This window comes from Simplicispira piscis (genome assembly GCF_054783455.1).
On sequence record NZ_BAAGQN010000003.1, the window covers coordinates 1 to 12,100 of the forward strand.

At 63.8% G+C, this 12,100-nt stretch carries 12 protein-coding genes; all 12 read left to right on the forward strand.

The window, feature by feature from the left end; translation table 11 throughout:
- Positions 1-730: aldehyde dehydrogenase family protein (locus ACYVOC_RS01230; RefSeq protein WP_461160602.1), on the forward strand; the 730-nt coding region annotated here is incomplete at its 5' end.
- 281 nt (positions 731-1,011) lie between these two features.
- Complete coding sequence (locus tag ACYVOC_RS01235; RefSeq protein ID WP_116003693.1) at positions 1,012-1,926, forward strand: dihydrodipicolinate synthase family protein; 915 nt, start codon at positions 1,012-1,014, stop codon at positions 1,924-1,926.
- Positions 1,927-2,057: 131 nt separating this feature from the next.
- Positions 2,058-3,185 carry a branched-chain amino acid ABC transporter substrate-binding protein gene (locus ACYVOC_RS01240; RefSeq protein WP_116003692.1) on the forward strand — a complete coding sequence of 376 codons (1,128 nt, stop codon included), beginning with the start codon at positions 2,058-2,060 and terminating at the stop codon, positions 3,183-3,185.
- Positions 3,186-3,256: 71 nt separating this feature from the next.
- On the forward strand, positions 3,257-4,189 hold the full coding sequence (locus ACYVOC_RS01245) for a 4-hydroxyproline epimerase (protein ID WP_461160603.1): 933 nt from the start codon (positions 3,257-3,259) through the stop codon (positions 4,187-4,189).
- A 6-nt stretch (positions 4,190-4,195) separates the two neighbouring features.
- Positions 4,196-5,314, forward strand: coding sequence for an NAD(P)/FAD-dependent oxidoreductase (locus ACYVOC_RS01250; RefSeq protein WP_461160604.1), 1,119 nt, complete (start codon positions 4,196-4,198; stop codon positions 5,312-5,314).
- A complete protein-coding gene (locus tag ACYVOC_RS01255) occupies positions 5,311-5,586 on the forward strand; it encodes a 2Fe-2S iron-sulfur cluster-binding protein (RefSeq protein WP_199562967.1) in 276 nt (91 codons plus the stop codon). The genes ACYVOC_RS01250 and ACYVOC_RS01255 overlap by 4 nt, the downstream gene beginning before the upstream one ends.
- On the forward strand, positions 5,583-6,905 hold the full coding sequence (locus ACYVOC_RS01260) for an FAD-dependent oxidoreductase (protein ID WP_461160605.1): 1,323 nt from the start codon (positions 5,583-5,585) through the stop codon (positions 6,903-6,905). Before ACYVOC_RS01255 ends, ACYVOC_RS01260 begins: the two co-directional genes overlap by 4 nt.
- 26 nt (positions 6,906-6,931) lie before the next feature.
- Complete coding sequence (locus ACYVOC_RS01265) at positions 6,932-7,933, forward strand: Ldh family oxidoreductase (RefSeq protein WP_461160608.1); 1,002 nt, start codon at positions 6,932-6,934, stop codon at positions 7,931-7,933.
- 154 nt (positions 7,934-8,087) lie between these two features.
- Positions 8,088-8,720: a TRAP transporter small permease gene (locus ACYVOC_RS01270; RefSeq protein WP_461160609.1), complete on the forward strand. Its 633-nt coding sequence runs from the start codon at positions 8,088-8,090 to the stop codon at positions 8,718-8,720.
- 37 nt (positions 8,721-8,757) lie between these two features.
- Positions 8,758-10,023, forward strand: coding sequence for a TRAP transporter large permease (locus tag ACYVOC_RS01275; RefSeq protein ID WP_461160606.1), 1,266 nt, complete (start codon positions 8,758-8,760; stop codon positions 10,021-10,023).
- A 62-nt stretch (positions 10,024-10,085) separates the two neighbouring features.
- Entirely contained in the window at positions 10,086-11,087 is a 1,002-nt protein-coding gene (locus ACYVOC_RS01280) for a TRAP transporter substrate-binding protein (protein ID WP_461160607.1), read from the forward strand.
- A gap of 67 nt (positions 11,088-11,154) precedes the next feature.
- Positions 11,155-11,829: a GntR family transcriptional regulator gene (locus tag ACYVOC_RS01285; RefSeq protein ID WP_116003685.1), complete on the forward strand. Its 675-nt coding sequence runs from the start codon at positions 11,155-11,157 to the stop codon at positions 11,827-11,829.
- The last annotated feature ends 271 nt before the right edge of the window (positions 11,830-12,100 follow it).

Below are 12,100 nucleotides of genomic sequence, written 5' to 3' on the forward strand. Positions count from 1 at the left end.
CGCGCCCACCATCAAGAAGATGTCGCTCGAACTCGGTGGCAATGCGCCTTTCATCGTGTTCAACGACGCTGACATCGACAGCGCTGTGGAAGGCGCCTTTGCCAGCAAGTACCGCAACGCCGGCCAGACCTGCGTGTGCTCCAACCGTTTCTATGTGCAAAGCGGTGTCTACGACGAGTTTGTGCAGAAGTTTGCCGCCAAGGTGGCGACCGCAAAAATAGGCAACGGCTTTGACGAAGGTGTGAACCAGGGCCCGCTGATCGAGGAAGCGGCCCTCGTGAAGGTGCAGCGCCATGTTCAAGATGCCATCGCCAAGGGCGGCAAGGTGGTGACCGGCGGCAAGCGCCTCAAGACGCTCGGCTCAGGCCAGTTCTTCGAGCCCACCGTCATCTCCAACGCCAGTGCCGACATGCTGTGCGCTACCGAGGAAACCTTTGGCCCCTTTGCCCCGGTCTTCAAGTTCGAGACCGAGCAGGAGGCCATTGATGCGGCCAACAACACCGAGTTCGGGCTGGCCAGCTACTTCTACAGCCGCGATGTGGGGCGCATCTTCCGCGTGGGCGAGGCGCTCGAATACGGCATGGTGGGCATCAACGTGGGCATTTTGGCCACCGAGCACGTACCCTTTGGCGGCGTCAAGCAGTCGGGCCTGGGGCGCGAGGGCTCGCACTACGGCATGGACGACTATGTGGAGATCAAGTACCTGTGCCTGGGCGATATCCAGAAGTAACGCAGGCAGGCAAGGACATCAAAGAATCCTGAATTGATAGCTATTAACGCTTGATGGATAAGCGCTGGAGCCATTTTTTACTTGAAACCGCCTCACCTTCTGGTGCAGGCGGTTTTTTCTTGTACGCATCGTCTGCCCATTGGCCCAGTGCATCGTCCGCCCCTGACCACACCCCCGCCAATCGCGCTCACTGCGCGCACTTTCCATGGTTTACCCTAGTGTCATTTTTTAAATATCTTATTAATATATCAACCATTCAACCCGTAGCACTAGGAGTACCCATGAGCAATCCCCGCTGGCAAGGCATCTTCCCCGCCATCACCACCAAGTTCCACGCCGACGAGAGCATTGATGCGGAGGGCACCGCGCGCCACATCGACTTTCAAATCCGCAACGGCATCCATGGCCTCGTCACCTGCGGCTCGCTGGGCGAGTTCAGCACCATGTCGCTGGAAGAAAAGCTCGAAGTCACGCGCATTGCCATCGAGGCCGCCAAGGGCCGCATCCCCGTACTGGCCAACGTCTCGGAAACCTCCACCAGCGAAGCCCTGCGCTTCATCAAGGGCGCCAATGCCCTGGGCGTAGACGGCTACATGGTCATGCCCTCGGTCATCTACGTGGCCGACGCCCGTGAAGCCATCGCCAATGTGCGTGCCATGGCTGAAGCGGCCAAAAAGCCCATCATGGTTTACAACAACCCCATCGCCTACCGCGTGGACTTGAAGCCCGAACACTTTGCCGAACTGGCCGACTGCGAATGGGTCGTGGCCATCAAGGAAAGCTGTGGCGACATCCGCCGCATCACCGACCTGCGCCTGGCGCTGGGCGACCGCTTTCAGCTGTTCCTGGGCGTGGACGATTTGGCGTTTGAAGGCCTGGCGCTGGGCTGCGACGGTTTGCTGGCGGGCGTGGGCTGCACCTTCCCGCGCGAAACCGTGGCGCTGTACGACCTGATGAAGGCCGGTCAGTACGAAGAAGCCCTCAAGCTTTATCAGTGGATGACGCCCCTGCTGCACCTCGACGTGTCGAACAAGCTGGTGCAGAACCTCAAGCTGATCGATCTGCTCGTCGGCACCGGCACCGAGCACATGCGCCGCCCGCGCCTGCCGGTGATTGGCGAAGAACGTGCGTTCATTGAGCGCATTGTGAAAAAAGCGCTGGAAACGCGCCCAAGCAAGTACCAGTCGGTCGCCTGAGAAGGTGCATGGACAGGGGTGCAACGTTGCCTGGCGCTACACCCCTGAGAGCATTTCTAATAGAAGCACTGGAAATGCATTTAAACCAGGTTCACTCTGTATCCTGCCCCGTTTCACCGAAAGGATTCCTGATGAAATTTGCCATTTCCAGTACCGCTGTACTCGTCGCACTCGCCTTCGCTGGCACCGCCCAAGCGGACGAACAAGTCATCACCATTGGCCACAGCGGCCCGCTCTCTGGTCCGAACGCCTTTGCCGGCAAGGACAACGAGAACGGTGTTCGCATGGCCATTGAAGAACTGAACGCCAAAAAAATCGCCGTCGCAGGCAAGACGCTCAAGTTTGAACTGGTCTCCGAAGACGACCAGTGCGACGCCCGCACCGGTGTCAGCGTTGCGCAAAAGTTCGTGGACAGCAAAGTCCAATATGTGCTCGGCCCTTACTGCTCGGGCGTCACCATCCCCGCATCGCGCGTCTACAGCCAAGGCGGCACGATGGTCTCCACCGTGGGCACCAACCCCAAGGTCACGCAAGGCGGTTACAAGAACCTGTTCCGCATCATCGCCAGTGATACGCAGATCGGTTCGAACATGGCGGTGTACGCTGCCAACGTGATGAAGGTGAAGAACGTCGCCGTCATCGACGACCGCACGGCCTTTGGCCAGGGCGTAGCCGAAGAGTTCACCAAGGAAGCCAAGAAGCTGGGCCTGACCGTCGTCGGCCAGGAGTTCACCACCGACAAGTCCACCGACTTCCTCGCCATCCTGACCAGCCTGAAAGCCAAGCAGCCGCAGGCCATCTTCTTTGGTGGCTATGCGCCCCAAGCCGCTCCCATGGCACGCCAAATGAAGCAACTGGGCATCAACGCCAAACTGCTGGGCGGCGACACCCTGTGCAGCCCCGAAGTGGGCAAGCTCGGCGGCGATGCGGTCAATGACACCGTGATCTGCGCCCAGGGCGGCACCATGCTCGACAAGGTCGAAGGCGGCAGCGCCTTCAAGGCCAAGTACAAGGAGCGCTTCAAGCGCGACGCGGATGCTTATGCCGCCTCTTACTACGACCAGACGCAGTTCATTGCCCATGCCATGCAAAAGGCCAACGCCACCAGCCCGGACAAGGTGGGTGCACAGATGTACCAGTTGAGCTACAAAGGCGTTGCAGGCACTTACGCCTACGACGACAAAGGCAACCTGAAGCAGGCCCCCATCACCGTGCTGACGTTCCGCAACGGAGCACCGGTGCCACTGGCAAGCTACTGATCGTCTCCTGCTCCCGCCTTGCGCGGGGGCTTGTGGCCTGCAGCTTTGTAGGCCTTTTTTTTGGATTTTTTATGCACCGCATCCAAATCATCGACTCCCACACCGGTGGCGAACCCACACGGCTGGTGGTGGGCGGCTTCCCCGATCTCGGCAATGGCAGCATGGCCGAGCGCCGCGCCCTGCTGGCCGCGCAGCACGACCGCTGGCGCACCGCCACGGTGCTGGAGCCACGCGGTAACGACGTGATCGTTGGCGCCCTGCTCTGCCCGCCGGTTGATGCGCGCAACGCTGCGGGTGTGGTGTTCTTCAACAACAGCGGGTATCTGGGCATGTGTGGCCACGGCACCATTGGCCTGGTAGCGTCGCTTGCGCACATGGGCCGCATCCAGCCCGGCGTGCACGGCATCGAAACGCCCGTGGGCACCGTGCAGACCACGCTGCACGACGACGGCTCCGTCAGCGTGCGCAACGTGCCGGCCTACCGCCTGCAGCACCAATTGACCGTGGACGTGCCCGGCCACGGGCCCGTGACCGGCGACGTGGCCTGGGGCGGCAACTGGTTCTTCCTGGTGACAGCGCACCAGCAGCGCGTGGAGAGCAGCAACCTGGCAGCACTCACGGCCTTTGCCATCGCCGTGCAAAAGGCCTTGGAGGGCCAAGGCGTGCGCGGCAGCGACGGGGGCCTCATCGACCACATCGAACTCTTTGCCGACGACGACCAGGCCGACAGCCGCAACTTTGTACTTTGCCCCGGCGGCGCCTACGACCGCTCGCCTTGCGGCACCGGCACCAGCGCCAAGCTCGCCTGCCTCGCGGCCGACGGCAAGCTGCAACCGGGCCAAGTATGGCGCCAGGCCAGCATCATTGGCAGCCAGTTCGAAGCCAGCTATGCCATGGAGGGCGACCAGCTCATCCCCACGCTGCGCGGCCGCGCTTTCATGAGCGCCGAAGCCACGCTATTGATTGAGTCGAACGACCCCTTTGGCTGGGGCATTCAGCTCTAACGCCGCATGCGCAAACCTGACGTCATCGTCATCGGCGCCGGCATCGTCGGCGCAGCGTGTGCCCATGCGCTGGCCAATGCGGGCCAGTCCGTTCTGGTGCTCGACGCACGCCTGGGCGGTGCCACCAACGCCGGCATGGGCCACCTGGTGGTCATGGACGACAACCCCGCCGAGCTGGCCATCAGCCAGGCCTCGCTCACCCAGTGGCACGCCTGGGCGCCGCGCATGGCCGCCGAGGCGCCCAGCACGGCTTTCACCCACTGCGGCACGTTATGGGTCGCGGCCGATGCCCAGGAGATGCAGGAAGCCGAGCACAAACGCGCACGCCTGCACGCGCATGGCATTGCTTGCGAGTTGCTCGGCGCCCCACAACTCGCTGCGCTGGAGCCTGTGCTGCGCCCCGGCCTGCATGGCGCCCTGCGGGTGGGCGGCGACAGCATGGTCTATGCACCCAACGCCGCCGAATGGCTGCTGTGCCATGCCTCAACCCCTGTCCAGGTCGAAAATCTGCGCGTCAGCCGCATTGAAGGCCGCCGCGTGCACTGCCAGGACGGCAGCGTGCGCGAAGGCGGCGCCGTGCTGCTGGCCGCGGGCATCCACGCCACGCAGTTCTGCCCCGAACTGCCCATTCGCCCCAAGAAGGGGCACCTGGCCATCACCGACCGGGGCAGCGCGGTCGTACGGCACCAGCTGGTCGAGCTGGGCTACGTCAAAAACGCACACCAGACCGAGGGCACTTCGGTGGCCTTCAACCTGCAGCCACGCCCCACCGGCCAATGGCTGCTGGGGTCGTCGCGCCAATTCGACACACTGGATCCGGCGGTGGACAACGCCGTGCTCGCGAAAATGCTGCGCCGGGCCATCGAATACGTGCCCTCACTGGCCGAGCGCAACGCCATCCGCACCTGGACCGGGTTTCGCGCTGCCACGCCCGACGGCCTGCCCATCATCGGACGCCACCCAGAGCACGAACACTTGTGGCTCGCGGTGGGGCACGAGGGCCTGGGCGTGACCACGGCGCCTGCGACGGCCAGCCTGATTGCATCCAGCATGCTCGGCACGGCGGCACCGATGGACCCAACACCCTATGCACCCACACGGTTTGTGCAGGAGCACGCCGCATGAAAAACACAGCAACCATGGTCGAAGTGCAGGTGGGTGGGACGCGGGTGCGCATACCTGTAGGCAGCAGCGTGGCCGCCGCTCTCGCGCAGCAACCACCGGGCCGCACGCGCCTGTCGGTCAGTGGGCAGTGGCGTGCACCGCTGTGCGGCATGGGCGTGTGCCACGAGTGCCGCGTACTGATCAATGGCCGCGAACGCCTGGCCTGCCAGACAGTGTGCGAGGACGGCATGCTCATTGCAACCAGCACCGCACACACGGGAGGTGCCACATGACACCCACACCGCAGGCCCGTTGCGACCTGCTCATCATCGGCGCAGGCCCTGCCGGGATGGCGGCGGCACTCGCCGCAGCGCCCAGCGGTATGCGCATCACCGTCGTGGACGACAATCCCGCCCCCGGCGGGCAGATCTGGCGCGACGGTCCCGGCGTGCAACTGCCGCCACTGGCACGCCAGCACCGCGAAAGCCTGGCACACCACCCCAACATCGAAGTGCTCAATGGCACCCGCGTGGTCGGCTTGGGCGACCGGGCCAACGCAGGCGATGCGCCCGCCCTGATTCTGGAAAACACCACGCGCGGTTGGACACAGCACGCGGGCCAGATCATCCTCTGCACCGGTGCGCGCGAACTGCTGCTGCCCTTCCCCGGCTGGACGCTGCCCGGCGTTACGGGTGCCGGGGGACTGCAGGCGCTCATCAAAGGCGGGGTGGATGTGCTTGGCCAGCGCATCGTGATCGCAGGCACCGGCCCGCTGTTGCTGGCAGCCGCAGCCACCGCACGCAAGGCAGGCGCGCATGTGGTGCGTGTGGCCGAACACACACCGTGGCGTGACCTGGCCGCGTTTGCGGCGCAACTGGTTCGCTGGCCCGCCAAAGCCCTGCAGGCGCCGACGCTGCTGCACCCCAGCCTGCGCGCCAACACCCATGTGCTCGAAGCTCTGGGCAGCGCCCAGGTCGAACAGGTACGCCTGCAACGCAGCAGCAGCACGGAGCTGCTGGACTGCGACCGCGTTGCCTGCGGTTTTGGCCTGGTGCCCAACACCCACCTGGGGCAAATGCTCGGCTGCGCGCTGGGCGACCGCAACGGCCTGCAAGTTGATACGTTGATGCGAACCAGCGTACCCGGTGTGTACGCCGCTGGCGAATGCACCGGCTTTGGTGGCAGTGAGCGGGCGCTGGTGCAAGGCGCCATGGCAGGCCACGCCGCCGCAGGCAATGCAGAGGCTGCGCAGACCTTGCAAAACACCTTGGCGCGCTGGAATGCATTTGCCGATGCACTGCACCGCCACTTCCCGGTGCGCGCGCAAGTGCTGGCCGCCCTGCCCCGCGCCAACACCCTGGTCTGCCGCTGCGAAGATGTGGCGCACAGCGACCTGCAACAGCGCAGTGGGTGGATAGATGCCAAGCTGCACACCCGCTGCGGCATGGGCGCCTGCCAGGGCCGCATTTGCGGCGCGGCGGCCCAGGTGCTGTACGGCTGGGCGCCGCAGCCCGCGCGGCACTTGCTTTCACCCGCACGCCTGTCCACCCTCGCGTCTGCAGCCCCCGACTTTATTCACGAACCTATGACCGAAAGCACTTCCAAGGCATGAACCCTACTTCCTCCCCCTCCCCAGCCATGGTGCATGTCCCTGAAGCGGAACTGAGCAACCTCGTTCACCGCGCCTTGGCCCGCATGGGCCTGTCTGATGCGCATGTTCAAGCGATTGCCAAAGTCATCGTCGCAGGCCAGCGCGACGCTTGCCAGTCGCACGGGGTGTACCGGCTGATCAGCTGTGTCGATGCCGTGCGCGCAGGCAAGGTGCAATTGGAGGTGGTGCCCGTGGTGACCGCCAGCGGCGGCCCTATCGTGCAGGTCGATGCGAAGTATGGTTTTTCGCCGCTGGCCTTCGAGCGCGGCCTACCAGCGTTGGTCGAGGCCACGCGCCGCCACGGCCTGGGTGCGCTGGTCATTCGCCATTGCTTTCATTTCTCGGCTCTGTGGCCCGAGATCGAAGCCATCACCGCGCACGGCTTGGCAGCCCTGGCACTGACACCCAGCCACGCCTGGGTAGCGCCGGTCGGCGGCAGCAAGCCGCTTTTTGGCACCAACCCTATCGCCTTCGGTTGGCCGCGCCCGGGGCCCTTTCCTTATGTTTTTGACTTTGCCACCAGCGCCATCGCCCGCGGCGACCTGGAGCTGCACCGCCGCGCCGGCCAGCCGCTGCCCGAAGGCTGTGGCGTGGACGCCGATGGCCAGCCCAGCACCGACCCCGTCGCCGTTGCGCGCGGCGCCATGCTGGCGTTTGGTGGGCACAAGGGCTCTGCGCTCTCGACCATGGTGGAACTGATGGCAGGTGCCCTGATTGGCGACTGGACCAGCCGTGAATCGCTGGCCTTTGACGACGGCGCAGGCGTCACTCCCTGCCACGGCGAGCTGATTCTTGCGTTCGATCCGCTGGCCTTGGGCGGTGGCGACGCAGACGCCCAGACCGCACGGGCCGAACACCTTCTGCACGCCATCTCCGACCAGGCCCGCCTGCCTTCACAGCGCCGCTTTACAGCGCGGGAGCGCAGCCAGGCAGAAGGCATTGCCGTACCGGCAGCGATGTACCGGGACATCGTGCAACTCGCTGACTGAGCGCGAAGCCCTGTGCGCTGCGGCGTGCGTACAGGGCTAAAAAGTTGAAGAAATCACTGGTTTTCCCTAGTAAGAATGCTTGTAATTTACTAATATATTTACAGCATATCTTCAAAATACCTGCATGACCAAGTCCGGTCTGCACCTTCGCTCCATGTCTGACCGCCCAGTGCCTTCCCCCTCCCTCGCAGCGTCACATGCACCCGTGCGCTGGGCCATGGCTTTGTCTACTGCTGTCTTGCGCACAGAGCGCGCCGCACTCACGGTCTTGATGGGGCTGCTGGTGCTGCTCATCCTGCTCAACGTCGTCACACGCTACTCCGGCACCCCCATTTACTGGGTGGATGAGGCAGCAGTGTTCACCATGGTTTGGCTCACCTTTGTCGGCGCATCGGTCATGACGCGCTTGCGCATGGACTTTGCGGTGGGGCTGGTGTCCGACCAACTGCCGCCCGGCGGCGCCAAGGTACTGAAGGTCATCGCCACCCTCGGCGTACTGGTGTTTGCACTGGCGCTCGTGTGGATGTGCTGGGTGTGGATGGACCCGCGCGGCATTGCAGCAGCCGGTTTCAATGCCAAGGACTACGCCGAGGCCAGCTTCAATTTCATCTACACCGAGCGCACCCAGACGCTGGAGTGGCCCACCTGGGTGCTGCAGCTGATTCTTCCCATCTTTTCACTCACCCTCACAGTGCACGCCTTTGCCAATCTCCTGGAAGAGCTGGAAGCGTCTCCACGGCTGGTGCACCCCGGTTTCGATGTGGTCAGCGCAGACGCGGTGAACTGATTTTCAACACGGCACACAACCCTGGTCACACCCTCCCATGATCACCAGCCTCTTCTTTCTCGCCATCCTGCTTGTGGGTGTGCCCATTGGCATTTGCCTGTGCCTGGCGGGTGTCGTCTTTATTCTCAACTCAGGCAGCACGGTGCTGTTCCAGTCGTTTCCCTTGCAGATGTTTGCCGGGGTGGACAGTTATGGGCTGATCGCCATCCCCCTGTTCATCCTGATCGGCGAAATCATGAACAGCGGTGGCATCACGCGGCGGCTGGTGGAGCTGGCCATGGCCTTCATCGGCTCGGTCAAAGGGGGCCTGGCCTACGTGAACATCCTGGCCAACATGATGGTGGCGTCCATCATCGGCTCGGCCACGGCGCAGGTGGCCATCATGTCGCAGGTGATGGTGCCCGAGATGGAAAAGCAGGGCTACGACAAGACCTTTGCAGCGGGCATCACGGTCTATGGCGGCATGCTGGGGCCGATCATTCCGCCCTCGGTGATGTTCGTCGTGTACAGCGTGCTGGCCCAGGTGGCCGTGAGCGACATGCTGATTGCCGGCATCATCCCCGGCATCCTGCTCACGCTGCTGTTTTTTGTGGTGATCGCCTGCATGGGCTTCTTCTACAACTACCCACGCAGCGAATACCGCACCTTGCGCCAGCGCGCCCGCACCGCCCTGGGCGCCAGCCCCACGCTGCTGATCCCCATCGTCATCGTCGGCTCGATTCTGGGCGGCTTTGCCAACCCCACCGAAGCGGCCGCCGTGGGCGCCGTGGCGGCTGCCCTGGTGGGGCGGTTTGTGACCAGGGAATTTTCGTTTGCCAGCATGCCACGCATCCTGCTGCGCTCGGCCATGTATTCGGCCATCGTGCTGTTCCTGGTGTCTGCCGCCGCCGTGTTCTCGTGGCTGCTGATCTACGGCAAGGTGCCCCAGGCGGTGGCCGCCTGGATCCAGACCGTGGCGCATGACCCGGTGACCTTTTTGCTGCTGACCAACGTCATCTTGCTCGTCATCGGTACGGTGATTGACGGTATCCCGGGCCTGATCATGACGGTGCCAATCCTGCTGCCGATTGCCACCGAGGTCTACGGCATCGACCCCCGGCATTTTGGCGTGGTGGCCGTCATCAACCTGGTGCTGGGCCTGATGTCGCCGCCCGTGGGTTTGAGCTTCTTCGTGGCGTCTGCCGTGACCGGAGCGAAGCCCGGAAAGATGTTCATCGTCACCCTGCCGTTTTTCATCATCAGCTGCGTGGCGCTGGTGGTGCTGTCGCTGTTCCCCAGCCTGTCGCTCGGCCTGCTCAAGTAGCACCGTGCGTTGATGTGCCCGTCTGTTTCACCCTCACCCTGACCCACCCCCCGGAGACGCCAATGACAACCACCCGCCGCCACTTCATCCAGACCTCTGCTGCCGCCTTGGCAGCCGCATCGCCCCTGGCTTTCCCGTCGCTCGTGCGCGCCGATTCGGCCAAGGAATTTCGCCTGGGCCTGATCACGCCCGCCGGGCACTCATGGAACCGGGCCGCGCTGCAGTTTGGCGAAGCGCTGAAGAAGGAAACCAACGGGCGCCTGAGCGTCACGGTCTTCCACTCGGGCCAGTTGGGCAACGAGGCGGCGATGATGCAGCAGATGCAATCGGGCGCGCTCGACATGGGCTGGATCCAGGCTGCCGAACTGGGCACGCGCGTCTCCAGCGTGGCGGCCATCAACGCGCCCTACCTGGTGCGCTCGACACCGGCCGTGGCCAAGCTCGTCAAAACACCCCAGGCCTTGAAGCTGCTGGACGTGCTGCCGCGCGAGACCGGCACCATCGGCCTGGGCTGGGGCATTACCGGCATGCGCGCCGTGTTTGCCACCAAGGATGTGAAGGTGCCCACCGACCTCAAGGGCCTGAAGCTGCGCATCAACCCCACCCCGGTGTACCGCGACTTCTACCAAATGCTGGGCGCCGCGCCCACGCCCATCCCCACGCCTGCGGTGTTTGACGCCATGAGCAACGGCCAGGTCGACGGGCTGGAGGCCGACATCGAATTCTCGTGGAACCAGCGTTTCGACAAGGTGGCGAAATCGCTGCTACAGATGAACGCACTGTTCATGCCGTTTGCGCCGCTGGTGTCGGGCCGCATCTGGCAAGGGCTCGATGCGAAGGACAAAGACCTCATCCGCCGCCTGGTGGCGCAGTCGCTGGACGCGCAGATCAACGACATCGTCACCACCGAAGCCGGCCTGATCGAAAAATTCAAGGCCACGCCGATTGCGTTTCACACGGCGGCAGACTTCAAACCCGACGGCCTCATCGCTGATTTCGACAAACTCTGGCTGCCCAAGGCGCCGCAGATTGCCGAGCTGCGCAAAGCCGGGGCAGCGCTCTGACCAGGCCCTGCGCAGGGCGGGCGCATAAGATCTATCCCTTATGCGCTCTGCCCCGTTTGCTCCGTCCATGACAACATCTACAGCACCCCACATCTCCGAAATGCAACCCAAGCGGCGTGCCGCTGACGTCGCCTACGACGCCATCGAGGCCATGATCTCCACCCTGCAACTGCAGCCCGGCAGCCCTGTGGTGGAAGCAGACATTACCGACAGCACCGGCCTGGGCCGCACGCCGGTACGCGAGGCGCTCTTGCGCATGGTCTCCATCGGGCTGATCGTGCAGTTGCCGCGCCGAGGGCTGCAGGTCTCCAACATCGACCTGGCCGACCATCTGGATGTGATCCAGACGCGCCGCGCACTCGAACGCCTGCTGGCCTCCTGCGCGGCCCGCCGCGCCACCTCGCCCCAACGCGCAGCCATTCTCAGTTGCGGGCAGGCCATGGTGCTGGCCGCCGAGCGCGGCGATCTGGACGACTACATGCTGGCCGACCACCAGCTCGACATCGTGGTGCACCAAGCCAGCCAGAACCATTCCGCCGTGAAATGCGTGGCTCCGCTCATCGTGCAGTGCCGCCGCTTCTGGTATGCCTACCAGCACGAAGGCGATGTGGCCGAAGGCGCCCGCGCCCACATGCACCTGGCACAAGGCATTGCCACCGGCAACGAAGACCATGCCGTGGCCGGTGCCAACCAGTTGATGGACTACCTGGAACACTTTGCCCGGCGCATCATCGACCAATGACCCTGCACTGCGTTCCGGCACGACGGAAAGCTACGAATTCAATAGCTATTAACGCTCGTCAGCAAAGCGTTACAAGCCAAAAAGACTCATATTTTTGCAACGCTGACAAAGACCGCCTGCGTGACACCCACCTGCACTCTTTGTCTTTACCCTTGACCTTTTTCCCCGGAGTGAAACCGCTATGTCCACGCCCCTCGCCACCCTCAAAGACCCCAGCCTGCTCAAGACCCAAGGCCTGATCAACGGCCAGTGGGTCGCTGGCAGCAGCCAC

Bases quoted from the DNA above. Each gene is read 5' to 3' on its own strand.
- ACYVOC_RS01235 (WP_116003693.1), top strand. From the start codon at position 1,012: ATGAGCAATCCCCGCTGGCAAGGCATCTTCCCCGCCATCACCACCAAG.
- ACYVOC_RS01240 (WP_116003692.1), top strand. From the start codon at position 2,058: ATGAAATTTGCCATTTCCAGTACCGCTGTACTCGTCGCACTCGCCTTC.
- ACYVOC_RS01245 (WP_461160603.1), top strand. From the start codon at position 3,257: ATGCACCGCATCCAAATCATCGACTCCCACACCGGTGGCGAACCCACA.
- ACYVOC_RS01250 (WP_461160604.1), top strand. From the start codon at position 4,196: ATGCGCAAACCTGACGTCATCGTCATCGGCGCCGGCATCGTCGGCGCA.
- ACYVOC_RS01255 (WP_199562967.1), top strand. From the start codon at position 5,311: ATGAAAAACACAGCAACCATGGTCGAAGTGCAGGTGGGTGGGACGCGG.
- ACYVOC_RS01260 (WP_461160605.1), top strand. From the start codon at position 5,583: ATGACACCCACACCGCAGGCCCGTTGCGACCTGCTCATCATCGGCGCA.
- ACYVOC_RS01265 (WP_461160608.1), top strand. From the start codon at position 6,932: ATGGTGCATGTCCCTGAAGCGGAACTGAGCAACCTCGTTCACCGCGCC.
- ACYVOC_RS01270 (WP_461160609.1), top strand. From the start codon at position 8,088: ATGTCTGACCGCCCAGTGCCTTCCCCCTCCCTCGCAGCGTCACATGCA.
- ACYVOC_RS01275 (WP_461160606.1), top strand. From the start codon at position 8,758: ATGATCACCAGCCTCTTCTTTCTCGCCATCCTGCTTGTGGGTGTGCCC.
- ACYVOC_RS01280 (WP_461160607.1), top strand. From the start codon at position 10,086: ATGACAACCACCCGCCGCCACTTCATCCAGACCTCTGCTGCCGCCTTG.
- ACYVOC_RS01285 (WP_116003685.1), top strand. From the start codon at position 11,155: ATGACAACATCTACAGCACCCCACATCTCCGAAATGCAACCCAAGCGG.